The organism is Streptomyces sp. NPDC001393, from assembly GCF_053597455.1.
In genome coordinates this window covers 59,897-76,329 of record NZ_JBSFIH010000032.1, presented here as the reverse complement: position 1 = coordinate 76,329, position 16,433 = coordinate 59,897, and the positions used below count along the sequence as shown (strand labels likewise).

Genomic DNA, 16,433 nt, shown 5'->3' with positions numbered 1-16,433 from the left:
CGGCGGTGCCGTTCGGACTAGGGCCGAGCGGCCCCAGTCACTCCGTGGTCGTGGTGGTCGTCGTGTGCGAGGTCGAACTGCACGTCCACCACGCCCTCCACGGCCCGCACCAGGCGTGCGGCCACCGGGATCAGGGCGGGATCGTGGACCCGGCCCGTCAGCGTGACGACTCCGTCGTGCACGTCCGCCTGGATCGCCGAGGCCGGCGGCGGGAAGAGGTACGACACGATCTCGCGCCGGACCTCCTCGGCGATGGCGTCGTCGTCGCGCAGGAAGACCCTGAGCAGGTCGCCGCGGCTCACGATGCCCGCCAGCAGACCGGACGCGTCCACCACCGGCAGCCTCTTGACGCCCTCCTGCGCCATCGTGCGCGCGGCCTCGGCGAGAGTGGCGTTCGCCCGGACCGTGACGGCGGGCGACGACATCAGGTCAGCCGCGGTCAGTGCGCCGGCCTTCGCCATGTCGGCCGGCCGGCGCCGCAGGTAGCCGGTCTCCGGGTCGTCCCGCAGTTCCTCCTTGGGCAGCAGGTCGGCCTCGGAGACCACGCCGACCACCCGGCCCTCGCCCTCGATCACCGGCAGGGCGCTGACCTGCCAGTCCTGCATGAGCCGCACGATCTCCTTGAAGGGGGCGCGACGGCCCACGGCGGCGACCGTGTGGGTCATGACATCGCTGACGATGTGCGGGACGCCGTACATGGTGACCTCCGTACGGTCCTGTCGGCCGGTCCGTTTCCAGCATGTGCCGGTGCCGGAGGGCCGGCCAGGGGCCACCGGTCCCCTGGGTGGGCCGTTCGGACCTGTAGGGGGACGTGCGGCCCCTGATCCCGCGGGCGCGGCGGCACCACGCTGGAGCTGGATCCCTCGCCCCGGGAGGTGGAGACGATGAATCGAACGGTCACGGTAGGTCTCGACGGCTCGCCCGAGAGCCGGGCCGCCGCCGAGTGGGCGGCCCGGGAAGCGGCGTTGTGCGGTCTTCCCCTGAAGATCGTCCACGTCTGGGAGCCGGTGCCCGAACCCGTGGCCCAGGCCCCGCTGCTCGGCGGCGAGACCCGGCAGCACTGGACCGAGGAGGTTCCCCGTGAGGCCGCCGAAGGGCTGCGGCTGCGCCATCCCGGCCTGGAGGTGGTCACCGACCGGCTCACCGGGAATCCCGCCCGCGCCCTGACCGAGGCGGCCGACTCCGCCGAGCTGATGGTGCTGGGCTCACGCGGCTTCGGCGGGATCACCGGCTTCGTGGTCGGCTCGGTCAGCCTGGCCGTCCTCGCCCACGCCGAACGTCCGGTCGTGCTGGTCCGGGCCGGAGAGCAGGCCGCCGACGAGCACAAGCCGGACCCGGCGGGCGTGCCGTCCGCAGCGACCCCCTTCCGGCCGGTCGTCCTCGGCCTCGACCTCGGCACCCCCGACGAGACCCTGCTCGGATTCGCCTTCGACGCCGCCGCCCGGCGCGGTGCACCCCTGCGGGTCGTGCACGCCTGGAGCGAGCCGCCCACCTCGTTCTACCGCTTCTACGGTGACGCCGAGCTCGCCGAGGAGCTCACCCGCGGGCAGGCCAAGGCCCTGACCGAGCTGCTGCGCTCCTGGCGGCAGAAGTTCCCCGACGTGCAGGTGATCGAGGCGAGCCGGTGCGGCAGCGCCGCACAGGTGCTCGTCGATGCCTCGCGCGAGGCCTCCCTCGTCGTCGTGGGCCGGCGCGTCCGAACCAGCCCGCTCGGCGCCCACATCGGCCACGTCACGCATGCCGTGCTGCACCACGTCGTGGCCCCGGTCGCCGTCGTTCCGCACGTCTGATGCCTCGAGGAGCGATGAACACGATGGACCTTCCGATCGTCGTCGGTGTCGACGGGTCCGAGCCGAGCCTGCGGGCGGTCGACTGGGCGGCCGACGAGGCCGCCCTGCGCGGGGCCCCGCTCCGGCTGGTGTACGCCTCCCTGTGGGACCGCTACGAAGGCGCCCTGCTCGCGCAGGAGCTCGACAAGCCGCTGGAGGAGGTGATGGCCCGGGACGTCGTCGGTGCCGCGCAGGAGCGCGCCCGATGCCGCCGGCCGGAGGTGAAGGTCACCACCGAGGTGCTGCCCGAGCAGCCGGAGCACGGGCTCGTACGGGAGAGCGGCAGCGCCCTCGCCCTGGTGCTGGGGTGTCGTGGCCGCAGCGGCATGGCCGAGGCGCTGCTGGGTTCCATCAGCCTCGCGGTCGCCGGACACGCGCACTGTCCGGTGATCGTGCTGCGCGGCAGCCACGACAACGAGGCCGGCACCGGGATCCGGGGACGGATCGCGCTGGGGGTGGGCGAGCAGCCGGCCGGCTCGGCCGCCGTACGGTTCGCGGTCGAGGAGGCCCGCCTGCGCAAGGTGCCCCTGGAAGCCGTACGGGCCTGGCGGCAGCCCGCGCACGCGGCCACTGGTCACCGCGAACCGGCGCAGTTGCAGCGTCGGCAGGCCGTCGAGCTGCTGGCGGAGGCCCTGCACGACGCACCGGCCGGGCTGGAGGTGGACCGCCGCACGGTCGAGGGCCATGCCCGCGACGCCCTGATCGCCGTCTCCCGCGAGGCCGACCTGCTCGTCGTCGGCGCCCGGCGCAGGCACGGTCGCTTCGGCCCCCGGCTCGGGCGCGTCGCCCACGGGGTGCTGCACCAGGCGGCCTGCCCGGTGGCCGTCGTACCGGAACCCGCCTGACCTCCTGGAGCACACGATCGCAGCCACCGGGTCGGGCCACGGCGCCGTACGAGCCGTTCGCTCACCGCGCGTGCGGGCGGCTCCTTGGCGCCATGTCGGCGGCAGGTGCGTGCGGCGGCACGCCTGCGCTTACGACGGCGGTCCGGATCAGCCCGTCCTGTGGCCCCAGCGGGGTTCCACCAGGTCCCACTCACGCTCCCAGCGGGCCATGCGCCGCCGGTCGAGCCACAGCCGTCCGAGCGCTCCTGCCCCGTACACCGGGGCGGCGGCGGCCAGGGCGGCCGCGACGCCGAAGACACCGGCCTCGATCGCGCCCTCGGTGGGGTTCGTCGGCTTCGCCGGAGTGAGGCTTCCGTGGTCGTCCTGCCAGGCGGCCACCCGGGCGCCGGCCCTCAGCCCGCTGCCGACCAGCGTGTCACCGGTGCGGGGAGTGCCGTCCGGTGCGCTCCAGCGCACCCTCGCCCGGACCAGGCCGTCCGCCGGCCAGGCGGATGCGGCGCCATGCGGTGGGTCGGCGAGCAGAACGGCGCGGACGGGATGCCGGTGGGCGCGCTGCGCCGCGAACACGTCCCCGGCGGCACGTGCCGTCAGCACCCCGGCCACGGCCCCGGCGACCACGACGAGCATCCATACGGCCAGGACGAGCCAGGCCTCCACCACGTCCTCGCGTCGCCGCAGCGGATTGCACCGCCAACGCCACAGCCCCGGCTTCGCGTTCATCACGCCGCTCCTCCCTGGGCCCCCGGCAGCGGGTGGGGCAGTCGTGTGTGCACCTCGAAGACGTCCCCCAGTCCCGTGACCCGCAGGATCCGCCGGAAGCCCGCGCTCTCCGTGATCAGCCGCAGCCGGCCCTGCCGGGCCGACGTCCGGTTGCGGGCGCGGCACAGGACCCCGAGTCCGGCGCAGTCGATGAACGTGACGGGCCGCAGGTCGAGCACCAGATCGGGCCGGGAGCAGGCGGTGAGCGCGTCGAGCCGCCGCGACAGCGCGGGAGCGGTCAGCAGGTCGATCTCGCCGTGCAGGACCACGACGGTTGCTCCGTCGGCCACCCGGTGGGCCGCGAGTGCTTCCGGTGCGGTGCGGTGCTCTGTCCCGCGGGCCGCGTCGTTATCGGGCATGTCTCGAGCGAAGCGGGCGTGGTGGACGGGACGGAAGGGCCGTCCGGCCCCGGCTGCGGGTCCGTACGGGGCACCCGCCCGCCCGGATGACCGCCGCGACCCTGCTCGCGCTGCCTGGCCCCGGGGCGAGCCGGGCGGCCCAGGCGCGCCCCGGGCGAGGGCCGGACGGCCCAGGCGGCACCGGTGCCCACCGGCCAGACTGAAGGTGCGGGCGATCCCGGCATCGTGCCGGAACCGCGATGCCGCGGCGGAGCCGACGAAGACCGACGAGGAGCTGCCATGAAGGGCTTCGTGTTCCACGGTCCGGGGCAGGCGTCCTGGCAGGACGTCCCGGACCCCGCCATCAAGGAACCCACCGACGCCATCGTGAAGGCCGGCGTCGTGACCATCTGCGGGACGGATCTGCACATCCTCAAGGGCGACGTGCCCGAGGTCCGCTCGGGCACGGTGCTCGGGCACGAGGCGGTCGGTGAGATCGTCGAGGTCGGCAGCGATGTGCGCACCGTACGGCCGGGGGACCGGGTGCTGGTGTCCTGCATCACCTCGTGCGGCCGGTGCCGGTTCTGCCGGGAGGGCTCGTACGGCCAGTGCCGGGGCGGCGGAGGCTGGATCCTCGGCCACCTGATCGACGGCACGCAGGCCGAGTACGTCCGCGTTCCCCACGCCGACCTGTCCGTGCACCCGCTGCCCGCCGCCGTGCCCAGCGAGGACGCCGTCCTGCTCGCGGACATCTTCCCCACCTCCTACGAGGTCGGTGTCCGCAACGGGCGGGTGCGCCCCGGTGACACCGTCGCCATCGTCGGCGCCGGACCCATCGGACTCGCGGCCGTCGCCACGGCGCGCCTGTTCGCCCCCGAACGGATCATCTCGGTCGACCTGGCACCGGCCCGGCTGGAGGCCGCCCGGCGGCTCGGCGCCGACGCCGTCGCCGATGTCCGCGAGGAACCCGCCCAACTGGTCGCCGATCTGACCGAGGGGCTCGGCGCGGACGTGGTCATGGAGGCGGTCGGCGCCCCGGAGAGCTTCGAGCTGTGCACCCGCATGGTCCGCCCCGGCGGCCACGTGGCCAACATCGGGGTGCACGGCAAGCCCGCCACGCTGCACCTGGAGGACCTCTGGATGAAGAACGTGACCATCACGACCGGCCTGGTGGACACCTCCTCCACGCCCACCCTGCTGCGGATGGCCGCCGCCGGCCGGCTGCCGACCCGGCAACTGGTCACCCACACCTTCCCGTTGGGCCACATGGAGGAGGCCTACGACGTCTTCTCCGAGGCCGCCGAGACCGGCGCGCTCAAGATCGTGCTCGGCGGGGAACAGCACGCGGAGGTGGCCGTTCCCGCGGCCTGACGGAGAGGTTGCCGGATCGCCTGCCCGCCCGGCCCGGGAAAGGGATACGGTGTGCAGGGAACCCCTCGGTTCGCAGCCATGAGCCGATGGGCGCTGGAGGGCGTGGTGACCGGTGCGGAGGAACCCCGCGTACGACTGCCCCAGCTGAAGCTCGACGAGCTGCTGGAGGAGTTGCAGGCCCGGATCGACGCGGCCCGTGGCACGCAGGACCGCGTGCAGGGTCTGCTGGAGGCGGTCCTCTCCGTCGGCCGGGAGCTGAACCTGGAGCAGGTCCTGCACTCCATCGTGGAGGCGGCAGCGGTGCTCGTCTCCGCCGAGTACGCGGCCCTCGGCGTCATCGGACCGGACGGCACCCGGCTGTCCGCCTTCCACACGGTGGGCGTCACCGAGCAGCAGATCGCCGTGATCGGCCCCTACCCGGAAGGGCACGGCATCCTGGGTGAGTTGATCCGGCACCCGCAGCCGCTCCGGCTCGGCAAGATCTCCGAACACCCCTCCTCCTACGGCTTCCCGCCGGGCCACCCGCCGATGAACAGTTTCCTCGGCGTCCCGATCCGGGTCCGTGACCAGGTCTTCGGCAACCTCTATCTGACCGAGAAACGCGGCGGGCGGGAGTTCGACGAGGAGGACGAGTCGGTGCTGTCCACGCTGGCTGTGGCGGCCGGCGTGGCCATCGACAACGCGCGCCTGTACGAGGACTCCCGGTTGCGCGAGCGCTGGCAGCGGGCGAACGCGGAGATCGGCCACAGCCTGATGTCCGGCACCGACCGGGCCGAGACCCTGGGCCTGATCGCCGAACGTGCCCGGGAGATCTCGGGCTCCGCCCTGGCCGCTGTGGCCATGCCCATGGAGGGCACGAAGTCGCTCACCGTCGAGATCGCCGTCGGCGTGGACGCGGAGGCGCACCGGGGACTGGTGCTGCCCATGGACGCAAGCCTCATGGGGCTGGCGTACACGGCAACCGCCCCGGTCACCAGCGACGACGTGATCCATGACGCGCGGATCACCCCCGAGCCCCCGCGCTTCGAGGGGCTCGGCCCCGCCGTGGCCGTCCCGATCGGCTCGGACGAGAGCGGCGTGCGTGGCGTGGTGCTGGTGGCCCGCGAGGTCGGCCGGCCACCCTTTCTCCAGAAGGAGACCGAGTTGCTGCAGGGGTTCGCCGCCCAGGCCGCGATCGCGATGGAGCTGGCCGACCGCAGGCGGGACGCCCAGCAGATCGCGCTGCTGGAGGACCGCGACCGCATCGCCCGGGACCTGCACGACCTCGCCATCCAGCGGCTGTTCGCCACAGGGATGACCTTGCAGAGTGCGGGCCGCTTCATCGAACATGCCGAGGCCTCGGAGCGGGTGCTGCGGGCCGTGGACGACCTCGACGAGACCATCAAGATCATCAGGTCGACCATCTTCGGGCTGCGGTCACGCACGGGCGTCGTCGGCAGCGGGCTGCGGGCGCGGGTCGTCCGCGCCACCGGTGAGGCCGCCCCGGTGCTGGGCTTCGCCCCCAGCGTGCGCATGGAGGGGCTGGTCGACACCGATGTGCCGCCGGAGATCGCCGACCACGTCGTGGCCGTGCTGACCGAGGCCCTCACCAACGTCGCCCGGCACGCCCACGCCGACCGAACCCAGGTCGTCCTGACGGCCGGCGGCGGCGAGGTGCGCCTGAGGGTCTCGGACAACGGCGTGGGCATCCCCTCCGGCGGTCGGCGCAGCGGGCTGCTCAACATGGCCGAACGGGCGGAGAACCTCGGCGGAGGGCTCGAGGTGACCAGCCCGGAGGAAGGCGGTTCGGCACTGGACTGGCACGTCCCGCTGCCCGCCGAATAGGCCGCGTCCCTCCTCGGTCCCCTCGCGCGCGGCGGCAGGGCCGACGGGGCACGGGATCGGGACCACTCGGCCCATGCCGGGAACTGCTCCGCCGTCCCAGCCTGAAGGTGTCCGACGACGGCACCCCCGCCCCTGGAGGACGCCATGAACGGCACTCCGGCCCTCGTGAACGACGTGATGACGCACCAGGTCGTCGCCCTGCGCGCGGGCGCCGCCTTCAAGGACATTGTGAAGGTCATGCGCGAGTGGCAGGTGAGCGCCCTGCCGGTGCTGGACGACGCCGGCCGGGTCGTCGGCGTCGTCTCCGAGGGCGATCTGCTGGCCAAGGAGGAGTACCAGGACGGTGGCATAGGCCGGTACGAGCAGGTGCGGTACCCCGCCGAGGCCGGCAAGGCGGACGCGGTGACCGCGGCCGGGCTGATGACCGCCCCGGCCGTCACCGTCGCGCCCGGGGCCACGCTCGCACATGCCGCGCGCCTCATGGCCCGCACCGGGGTCAAGCGGCTGCCGGTCGTCGGCCGTGACGGCACTCTGCGTGGCATCGTCAGCCGCTCCGACCTGCTGAGGGTCTTTCTCCGGGACGACGAGGACATCGCCGAGGAGGTCCGGCGCGAGGTCGTCGTACGCCTCTTCGGTCCGCGCGCCGTCACCGTCCGGGTGGAGGTGCGCGACGGTGTCGTCACGCTGGCGGGCGGGGTCCGTGAGACGGCCCTGGTCCCGCTCGCGGCGCGGCTCGCACGGGCTGTGCCGGGCGTGGTGGACGTGCACTGCGCGCTGGCCGGACCGCCCCGCCGTCCGGACCTCGACCCCGACCACCCCGAGGCCGACAGGACGCCCACGCCCTGACAGACCGACTCGGCGCCAAGGCACACGACGGCGGTGCGGCCCTCGGTTCGTCACCGACGGCCGCACCGGTCTCTCCTCGCTCGGCTCACTCGACGTCGGCCGCGGTGAGCCGGCAGTCCACCCCCACGACGCCCTCGACGCCGCGTGTGAGGCGTGCGGCGAGCGGGATCCGCGCGCCGTCCCGCACCCGCCCGGTCAGGGTCGCGACGCCGTCGGTGACCACGACATGGACCGGCTCGACGGGGGCCGGGAAGAGCGGGTCGAGGACCTCGCGCCGGATCTCGTCGGCCAGGTCGTTGTCCGGCCGCAGGAACACCTTCAGCAGGTCCCCGCGGCTGACCACGCCCTCCAGCACACCCTCCGCGTTCACGACGGGCAGCCGTTTGACGTGCCGCAGCGCCATGATGCGTGCGGCCTCGGCCAGCGTGGCGTCGGCGTGCACGGTGACGGCCGGGGTGCTCATCAGCTCCTCGGCGCACACGGCCCCCGCCTTGGCGAGGTCCCCCAGTCGGCGCCGTTGCGTGAACCGGTCCGGGTCGCTGTCCCGGAACTCCTCCTTGGGCAGCAGATCGGCCTCGGACACCACGCCGACCACCCGGCCGTCGCCCTCCAGCACGGGCAGGGCGCTGACCTGCCACTGCTCCATGCGCTCCACGATGTCCTTGAAGCGCGCCGTGCGGCCCACGGCGACGGCGGCTCGCGTCATCACGTCACTGACCCGGTGCGGGCTGTTGTCCATGGCGTTCTCCTCACAGGACCCGGTCAGGTGAGACTGCCGCTGCCGTAGGGGGCGTAGAGGTCGATGCGCATCAGCCGTTCGCGGTGCCCGGGTCCAAGAGCCGCGCTCATGGTGGTGGAGGTCATCGCACCGGCTCCCTTCGGGTTTCTGCACCCAGCGTGGGCGCATCCGGCACAGAGCGCCACGGGCCACTCGGGCCGGGCCTGGGGTCCTTCGGCCCCGAGCCGGAGGAGGGGGTGGGCCGTGGTGCGCCGGGCACCTGCACGCGCCGAGAGCCCCGGCGCGGAGTTCCGCACCGGGGCTCTCTCGGGTGGTCCGGGCCGACGGGTGGGCGCCGGATCAGTCGCCGTGGCTCTGCGAGCCCGTCGCCGTCTTGGAGTAGGCGTCGTGCCAGGCGGCCTTCGCGCCGGAGTCGCCGATCCGGTAGACGTCCACGACCGCTCCCGCCGCGACGGCCAGCGAGAGCACGCCGACGACGATGCGCACCGGCAGGGCGGCCCAGCGCGTGCCGCTGCCCTGTCCGCGCTGCTCCGCAGAGCGCCGCCCCGCCCACCACACGACCGCCGCCAGCACGAAGAGGCCCAGGGCCCATGGCAGCAGTCCGTCGCCGAGCTCGGTGTGGCGGCGAACCAGGGCGTCATCGGCCACGTGCCGTTCGAGCCACTCGCCGGCGTGCGTGGTCACCGGCACGCTGGCCAGGGCCAGGAAGGCGAGCACCGGCAGCAGGACGCCCAGCCGCCGGGCGACGCGCGGCCAGAGCGCGGCCGTCACCAGGGCCAGCGCGGTGAGGGGTATCAGCACGACGACCACATGGACGAACAGGACATGGGCGGGCAGACCGTTGATCAGAGTCATCCAGGGGCTCCTGAAGGGGGGTGTGGGCGCGCGCCACCCTGGCACAGCCACCTCTCAGTCAGCTCTGAGCCACCTCTTGTCGTCGGGGCGCCGGAAGACATGCGGCCGTCATAGCCGTCATCGGGCAGGCGGCCCGGGGAGGCGGCGCTCGTGCAGGGCCGCGGCGTACACGTCCGCCGTCGTCGCCGCGGCCGTGTCCCAGTCGAACCGACGGGCGTGCCGGGCCGAGCCGCCGAGATGATGCTGAGCAGATAGCCGTCGAGGAAGGGGCCACCTGCGCAGGCCCAGGTGAGTTTGCCGTGGAATCTGCTCAGCGGTGCCTCGTCGATGCACGGATCGACATCGGATCTCCTGGTCTGGGGACCGGGACCAAGTTGCGCCAACTAAAACGCGTCTCTATATACGCAACTGAACATAGATAGCGTTTCGACGTCAAGACAAGCGACGGAAGCTCTCGTGACAGCAGCGGCGTACGGCGGCCCAGCGGGAGGCCGCCGCACTGGTACGGAAGGCAGCCCAGGACATCTCCGGCCGGCTCGGCCATCTCGACCGCCCCTGAGGCCCGGATTGTTGCGCATGGCGCATCTTCTCGCACCTTTGGGAACAAGCCTCTTGACCGGCCGCCGTCCACGCTGGACGATGTTGCGTATCACTCTCATCGTTGCGTATTACGCGCTCATGGAGGATGTGCCATGTCCCCTCGCCCGCAGCCCGGCCGCGAGTTCGTCCTCACCCTCTCGTGCCCCGACCGGGCCGGCCTCGTCCACGCGGTCACCAGCTTTCTCGTGAACCAGTCGGGCAACATCCTTGAGAGCCAGCAGTTCGACGACCGGCTGCAGGACCGCTTCTTCATGCGGGTGCACTTCGAGGTCTCGCATCCGGCCACGTCCCTGGAGCAGCTGCGCACCGCCTTCAGCCCGGTCGCCGAGGCGTACCGGATCACCTGGCAGCTGCACGACGTCACGACCCCGACCCGCACCCTGATCATGGTGTCGAAGTTCGGCCACTGCCTGAACGACCTGCTCTTCCGCCAGTCCACGGGCTCGCTCAACATCGAGATCCCGGCGATCGTCTCCAACCACCGCGACTTCGAGCCGCTGGCCCGCAACTACGGAATCCCCTTCCACCACATCCCGGTGACGCGGGAGACCAAGGCCGAGGCGGAGGCCCGGCTGCTGGAGCTCGTCGCCGAACTCGACGTCGACCTGGTGGTGCTCGCCCGCTACATGCAGATCCTCTCCGACGACCTGTGCAAGCGGCTCGACGGCCGGGCCATCAACATCCACCACTCCTTCCTGCCGAGCTTCAAGGGCGCCCGGCCGTATGTGCAGGCGCACCAGCGCGGCGTGAAGCTCGTCGGAGCCACCGCGCACTACGTCACCCCCGACCTCGACGAGGGCCCGATCATCGAGCAGGACGTGGTCCGCGTGGACCACTCCCACACCCCGGACGAACTCGTCACCATGGGCCGCGACGTCGAGGCCCGGGTCCTCGCGCGCGCCGTGCAGTGGCACAGCGAGAGCCGGGTGCTGACCAACGGCCACTGCACGGTCGTCTTCCGCTGAGACCGCCGTCGCCCGGCCCGCGATTACACCCACGACGACGGCTCCCCTGCCCGAGGAGCCGTCGTATACCCTCCCTCTGCGAACCACGGACCCCAGCGGTCGGCAGTGCGTATAGTTGCGCCATGAGCAACTACACCGCAGATGGCGAAACAACGGCTCCGGCGGTGAGCGGGGTGCAGTCCGTCGACCGTGCCGTCAGCGTCCTGGAGATCCTGGCCCAGCGCGGGGACGCGGGTGTCAGCGAGGTCGCCGCCGAGATCGACGTGCACAAGTCCACCGCGTTCCGGCTGCTCGGGGCGCTGGAGGCGCGCGGTCTGGTCGAGCAGACGGCCGAACGCGGCAAGTACCGGCTCGGCTTCGGGATCGTGCGCCTGGCCGGCGCGGTCACGGGGCGCCTCGACATCACACAGCAGGGCCGCGAGGTGTGCGAGCGGCTCAGCGAGGAGATCGGCGAGACCGTCAACATCGCCGTCCTGCAGGAGCACTACGCCGTCAACCTCTACCAGGTGCGCGGCCCTGGCGCCGTCGGCACCCACAACTGGGTCGGGCAGCTCACCCCGGTGCATGCCACGTCCAGCGGGAAGATCCTGCTCGCGCACCTGCCGGCGAAGGAACGCGCCGAGGTGCTCGCGGCCTCCGGGCTGCAGGGGCTCACGCCGCGCACCCTGACCACGCGGACGAAGCTGGAGAAGAACCTCGCCGAGGCACAGGACCGCGGGTACGCGGTGACGCTGGAGGAGCTCGAGATCGGGCTCCACGCCATGGCGGCCCCGATCCGCTCGCACCACGGCGAGGTCGTCGCCGCCCTCAGCGCCTCCGGCCCCGCGTACCGTTTCACCGAGGAGCGCATGCACGAGTTGGCGCCCCTGCTGCTCAAGGGCGCGGAGCAGATCAGCCACCGGATGGGGTACGTGGGCTGAGTCCCCCGGGGTCGCCTGGACCGGCATCAGACACCCAGGTGTTGCCGGTGAAGCTGTGCCGGGCCGTCGGCTCGGCGCCCCAACGGGCCGTCACCCGTACGGCGTCGAGGGTGGAGCCCACGTCGTGTGTCGGATCGGCCGGCGCCTGGCCCAGGAACGACTTGCGGGAGACGCCCACGAGAGCGGGACGGCCCAGCGCGCGGACCTCCCCAGCCGGGCGGCAGCTCCCAGTTGTGCCCGGGCGCGCGCGGACACTCCGCAGGCATGCAGGCGAACGCCCGCTACGACGACGCTACCGACGTGGTCGACGAGCTGCGGCTGAGGATCGACGCCCCACTGGAGGGGGCGGCGCGGGCACCGGCTCCTCGCGTACGTCGGCGAAGCGGGCGCAGGTCAGCCGCCCCTCGAAGTCCGCGCACACGGCCCAGAAGCCCGCGGAGTCCAGGGCGGCCGGATCGCTGGTCACATCGAGCAGGCCGGTGGCGGCCCGGTCGCCGAAACCGGCCAGGGGGACCATGTCGCGCACGGCTGCGTGCCTTTCTCGTGCCGTTACGTCAAGCAGGCGGCCCGGGGGCCGTGGGCAGGGAACGGCGGTGCCGGGCCGACCGTCCGCGTCGGCCCGGCACCGCCGGGTCATCACCACTGCCCTGCCGGGCCGCTCACCGGTATTCGACGGCCGCATCCAGCAGCCAGTCCGCCAGGTAGCCGGCGAAGGAGGAGCGCACCAGCACCCAGAATCCGGCCCTGGGCTCGTCGCGGGCCACCAGGACGACCTGGGTACGGGCCAGCGTCGTCTGGGCGCAGCGGCCGGGGCCGAAGGCACGCGGGTGCAGGTCCAGCGCACAGCCGTGGGCCAGCAGGTCGCGGGCGCGGGGTCCGCCGACCAGGAGGGCGGTGCGCTGGGCGGAGACGTCGGTGACGGAGACCGGTTCGTCCCCCGCCGCCGAGCGGATCCGGCCCTCCAGGTCCCGCTCGGTGCCGGCCAGGCCCACCACGAGCCATTCGTCGGGGCCGAGCCACATCGCGGTCACGTCCCCCGCGTGCACGACGGTGTTGGGTTCCAGGGGCAGTTGCAGTCCCAGGGCCAGTCCGACGGCGTCCGCCGCCGGGCCCTTGGCGTCGAGGCGGACGTTCACCTGTGCCAGGAAGGGGAGTTCGGCCAGCCGGATCGCGCCCCGGGAGGAGCGGGTCGCGGCGGCCAGGCGGTGGGCGGCGTCGGCCAGGGGGCTGCGCTGCCATGCGGTCAGGACGGTGTCAGCCATCGCGGCGGGCTCCCTCGGGGTCGTAGAGGACGGGGCCGGCGACGGTCACCGGGACCAGCCGGTCGCCCACGGGGGCGTACAGCCGCTCGCCGATGCGGTTCCGGCCGCCCTTGATCAGGGCGAGCGCGAAGGTCCGGCCCAGCGCCGCGCTGCGGTAGCTGGAGGTGACGTGGCCGAGCATCGGCACGGGCGGGGCGGGCAGTTCGCCGTCGGCGACCAGGTGCGTGCCCTCCGGGAGGAAGACGGCCGGGTCCTCGGGGAGGAGCCCGACGAGGTGCTTGCGGTCGGGGCGGACGGTGTCGGCGCGGGCGTAGGAGCGCTTGCCGATGAAGTCGGGCTTCTTCTTGGAGACCGCCCAGCCCATGCCGAGGTCCTGCGGGGTGACCGTGCCGTCGGTGTCCTGGCCGACGATCGGGTAGCCCTTCTCGGCGCGCAGCACGTGCATGGTCTCGGTGCCGTACGGCGTGATGCCGTACGGGGCGCCGGCCTCGTACAGCGCCTCCCACAGGGCGAGGGCGTGCCACGGTGACACGTTGATCTCGTAGGCGAGTTCGCCGGAGAAGCTGATCCGGCACACGCGCGCGTCGATGCTGGCGACGGTGGTCTCCCGCCACGCCATGAACGGGAAGTCGTCGTTGGACACGGCGAGTTGAGGCGCGACCGAGCCGAGGACCGCGCGGGACTTCGGGCCGACCAGGGCCACGGTCGCCCACTGCTCGGTGACCGAGGTGCAGTGGACCCGCAGGTCGGGCCACTCGGTCTGCAGCCACTCCTCCATCCAGTCCAGGACGGCCGCCGCGTTGCCGGTCGTGGTGGTGACCAGAAAGCGGTCCTGGGCGAGCCGGATGACCGTGCCGTCGTCGAAGATCATCCCGTCCGGGCGGCACATCACGCCGTAGCGGATCATGCCGACTTTCAGGGTGCTCATCATGTTGGTGTAGAGCCGGTCGAGGAAGAGCGCCGCGTCCGGGCCCTGCACGTCGATCTTGCCGAGGGTGGAGGCGTCCATGAAGGCCACGCCCTCGCGGGCGGCGCGGCACTCGCGCAGCACGGCGGCCTCCATGTCCTCGCCGACTTGCGGGTAGTACCAGGGCCGCTTCCACTGGCCGACGTTCTCGAACAGGGCGCCGTGCGCCACATGCCATGTGTGCAGCGCCGTCGTGCGGACCGGGTCGCTCAGCGCGCCGCGGTCGCGCCCGGCGAGGGCGGCGAAGGAGACCGGGGTGTACGGCGGCCGGAAGGTGGGCAGGCCGAGCGCCGAGATGTCCACGCCGAGGAGTTCGGCGACGACTCCGCTGGCCAGGACGCCGGCCGTCCTGCCCTGGTCACCGCCGGTTCCGGCGGTCGTGTACCGCTTGGTGTGCTCCACCGAGCGCAGTCCCGCGCCGGTCGCCCGCGCCAGGTCGTCCACCGTGACGTCGCGCTGGAGGTCCACGAACCGGGGAGCTCCGGTGTCGGTGGGGATGGTGAACACCTGCATGGGCGGGGTGTACGGCTGGTCGGCCACGGCCGGGAGGGCGGGCGTCTCGGCCGTGTAGCCCTCCGCCTCGACGGCGCGGGTCCCGGCCGCCGCGCCCTCGGCGAGGCATCTGGCGAGGTCGAAGGCACCGTTCGCGCTGCCCGCGACCTCCACCGCCTGACGGCCGATGTCGGGCACGAACGCGCCGAGGGCGTCGTCGTGGCGGAGCTTGCCGCCCGCCTGGCTGAACAGGTGCGCGACCGGGTTCCAGCCACCGGAGACCAGCAGCAGGTCGACGGCGAACTCCCGCCGGCCGGCGGACTCCCCGTACGGGGCGACCGTCACGGCGGTGAGGCGGGCCCCGCCCTCCGTGCCGGTGACCGCGTGCCCGGCGAGCACCTCGATCCCGGCGGACCGGGCGCGCTCGGCCCACTCCCCCGGCTCGGGCCGGGTGTCGACGATCGCCGCGATGTCGACGCCTGCGGCCGACAGGTCGAGTGCCGCAGCGTAGGCGCTGTCGTTGGTGGTGAACACGACGGCGTGGCGGCCGGGCAGCACGGCGTACCGGTGGAGGTACGTCCGGGCCGAGGACGCCAGCATCACTCCGGGGCGGTCGTTGTCGCCGAAGGCCAGCGAGCGCTCATGGGCGCCTGTGGCGAGTACGACGTGCCGGGCGCGGATCCGCCAGACGCGCTCGCGGGACACGTTCGCCGGGGCCTCGGCGCCGAGGTGGTTGGTGCGGCGCTCGACGGCGAGGAGGTGGTTGTCGTCGTAGTGGCCGAACACGGTGGTGCGGGGCAGGACGCGCACCTCGGGGGCCGCTTCGAGCCGGGCACGCGTCGCCTCGACCCAGTCGAGGTGCTCGCCGGTGCCGAGCAGGCTGCCGCCGAGCTCCGGCTGGTCGTCGGCGAGGATGACGCGGGCACCGCTGCGCGCGGCCGCCGCGGCGGCGGCGAGACCGGCCGGGCCCGCGCCTACGACCAGCAGGTCGCAGTGGGCGTGGACGGCGTCGTAGCGGGCGGGGTCCGGTTCGGTGGCGAGGCGGCCCTGTCCCGGGAGACTGCTCGCGACCAGGCCGTCGTAGAGCTCGATGGTCGTCGCGGGGAGCATCGGCTCGGGGAAGGGTTCCTCGATCTGGACTACCGCGTTGGGTTCTTCGACGCCGGCCGAGAAGATGCCTCGGGGGCGGCCGAACTTGATGCTGGTGGCGGCCTGGATGACGCCGCCCGCGAGGAGGGCGGAGGCGAGGGTGTCACCGCGGCAGCCCTGGTATTCGGTGCCGTCGAAGGTGAAGGTGAGGGGGGTGTCGCGGTCGATGCGGCCGCCGGTGGGGGTGCGGAAGGGATGGTCGCCCCCGCCGCCCCTACCCGTCCCGTCCTGAAGGGGCTCCGCCCCTTCGACCCCGCCAGGGGGCTGCGCCCCCTGGACCCCCGTCGGCCCTGAACAGGCCTTGTCCTCAAGCGCCGGACGGGCTGGTACTGCCGGACCCGGCTGAGACGTGACCGTGCGCGGCTGCGAGGTGATCGGACGCGGTTCCGGCGTCTCCGGACGCAGCTCCCCCGCCTTGTACACGGCGAGGATCTCGTTCGTCGCCGTGTTCCGCACGGCGTTGAACCATCTGCGGCAGCCCGCCGCATGGCTCCAGCGCTCGGCAAAGGGCCCCTTGGGGTTGTCGCGGAAGAACAGGTAGCGCGCCCACTCCTCGTCGGTGAGGGCGGCGGGGTCCTCGGGGTAGGGGACGTGGGCCTGGCCACCGTAGTGGAACTCGGCCTCGTCACGGGGCCCGCACCAAGGGCAGGGGATGAGCAGCATGGTTCGGCT

14 protein-coding genes and 1 pseudogene are annotated in these 16,433 nt (G+C 73.1%); 7 read left to right on the top strand and 8 right to left on the bottom strand.

Annotation, left to right across the window (positions count from 1 at the left end):
- Nucleotides 1–17: 17 nt before the first annotated feature.
- Nucleotides 18–698, bottom strand: coding sequence for a CBS domain-containing protein (locus ACWC2T_RS29305; RefSeq protein ID WP_450673350.1), 681 nt, complete (start codon nt 696–698; stop codon nt 18–20).
- A gap of 186 nt (nt 699–884) precedes the next feature.
- Here ACWC2T_RS29305 and ACWC2T_RS29300 point away from each other — a divergent pair, with 186 nt between their 5' ends.
- Together ACWC2T_RS29300 and ACWC2T_RS29295 are read left to right on the top strand one after the other, a co-directional pair.
- Entirely contained in the window at nt 885–1,790 is a 906-nt protein-coding gene (locus ACWC2T_RS29300; RefSeq protein WP_450673349.1) for a universal stress protein, read from the top strand.
- 23 nt (nt 1,791–1,813) lie between these two features.
- The gene (locus ACWC2T_RS29295) at nt 1,814–2,674 is read left to right on the top strand and encodes a universal stress protein (protein ID WP_450673374.1); all 861 of its coding nucleotides are present in this window, start codon (nt 1,814–1,816) and stop codon (nt 2,672–2,674) included.
- A 147-nt stretch (nt 2,675–2,821) separates the two neighbouring features.
- Here the strand turns inward: ACWC2T_RS29295 and ACWC2T_RS29290 are convergent, their stop codons facing one another.
- Nucleotides 2,822–3,394 carry an Rv1733c family protein gene (locus tag ACWC2T_RS29290; protein WP_450673348.1) on the bottom strand — a complete coding sequence of 191 codons (573 nt, stop codon included), beginning with the start codon at nt 3,392–3,394 and terminating at the stop codon, nt 2,822–2,824.
- The gene (locus tag ACWC2T_RS29285) at nt 3,394–3,792 is read right to left on the bottom strand and encodes an STAS domain-containing protein (protein ID WP_450673347.1); all 399 of its coding nucleotides are present in this window, start codon (nt 3,790–3,792) and stop codon (nt 3,394–3,396) included. Before ACWC2T_RS29285 ends, ACWC2T_RS29290 begins: the two co-directional genes overlap by 1 nt.
- 279 nt (nt 3,793–4,071) lie before the next feature.
- On the opposite strand from ACWC2T_RS29285, the gene ACWC2T_RS29280 reads away from it, so the two are divergent.
- The 3 genes from ACWC2T_RS29280 (at nt 4,072) to ACWC2T_RS29270 (ending at nt 7,812) form a co-directional block, all read left to right on the top strand.
- Nucleotides 4,072–5,142 carry a zinc-dependent alcohol dehydrogenase family protein gene (locus tag ACWC2T_RS29280; protein WP_450673346.1) on the top strand — a complete coding sequence of 357 codons (1,071 nt, stop codon included), beginning with the start codon at nt 4,072–4,074 and terminating at the stop codon, nt 5,140–5,142.
- Nucleotides 5,143–5,220: 78 nt separating this feature from the next.
- On the top strand, nt 5,221–6,966 hold the full coding sequence (locus tag ACWC2T_RS29275; protein WP_450673345.1) for a sensor histidine kinase: 1,746 nt from the start codon (nt 5,221–5,223) through the stop codon (nt 6,964–6,966).
- Between the two features lie 144 nt (nt 6,967–7,110).
- Complete coding sequence (locus ACWC2T_RS29270; RefSeq protein WP_450673344.1) at nt 7,111–7,812, top strand: CBS domain-containing protein; 702 nt, start codon at nt 7,111–7,113, stop codon at nt 7,810–7,812.
- A gap of 85 nt (nt 7,813–7,897) precedes the next feature.
- Here ACWC2T_RS29270 and ACWC2T_RS29265 read toward each other — a convergent pair whose 3' ends face one another.
- Nucleotides 7,898–8,551, bottom strand: coding sequence for a CBS domain-containing protein (locus ACWC2T_RS29265; protein WP_450673343.1), 654 nt, complete (start codon nt 8,549–8,551; stop codon nt 7,898–7,900).
- 339 nt (nt 8,552–8,890) lie between these two features.
- A complete protein-coding gene (locus tag ACWC2T_RS29260) occupies nt 8,891–9,406 on the bottom strand; it encodes a DUF2231 domain-containing protein (RefSeq protein WP_450673342.1) in 516 nt (171 codons plus the stop codon).
- A 692-nt stretch (nt 9,407–10,098) separates the two neighbouring features.
- Between ACWC2T_RS29260 and purU the strand changes: the two genes are divergently transcribed.
- Both purU and ACWC2T_RS29250 read left to right on the top strand, forming a co-directional pair.
- The gene (gene purU / locus ACWC2T_RS29255) at nt 10,099–10,971 is read left to right on the top strand and encodes a formyltetrahydrofolate deformylase (RefSeq protein ID WP_450673341.1); all 873 of its coding nucleotides are present in this window, start codon (nt 10,099–10,101) and stop codon (nt 10,969–10,971) included.
- A gap of 122 nt (nt 10,972–11,093) precedes the next feature.
- A complete protein-coding gene (locus tag ACWC2T_RS29250) occupies nt 11,094–11,891 on the top strand; it encodes an IclR family transcriptional regulator (protein WP_450673340.1) in 798 nt (265 codons plus the stop codon).
- Nucleotides 11,892–12,231: 340 nt separating this feature from the next.
- Here ACWC2T_RS29250 and ACWC2T_RS29245 read toward each other — a convergent pair.
- From ACWC2T_RS29245 to ACWC2T_RS29235, 3 genes and pseudogenes are all read right to left on the bottom strand, one after another.
- Nucleotides 12,232–12,417: pseudogene (locus ACWC2T_RS29245) on the bottom strand (chorismate-binding protein); the annotation flags it as partial.
- 133 nt (nt 12,418–12,550) lie between these two features.
- Entirely contained in the window at nt 12,551–13,153 is a 603-nt protein-coding gene (locus ACWC2T_RS29240) for a sarcosine oxidase subunit gamma (RefSeq protein ID WP_450673339.1), read from the bottom strand.
- Entirely contained in the window at nt 13,146–16,424 is a 3,279-nt protein-coding gene (locus tag ACWC2T_RS29235) for a sarcosine oxidase subunit alpha family protein (RefSeq protein WP_450673338.1), read from the bottom strand. The genes ACWC2T_RS29240 and ACWC2T_RS29235 overlap by 8 nt, the downstream gene beginning before the upstream one ends.
- Nucleotides 16,425–16,433 lie beyond the last annotated feature (9 nt).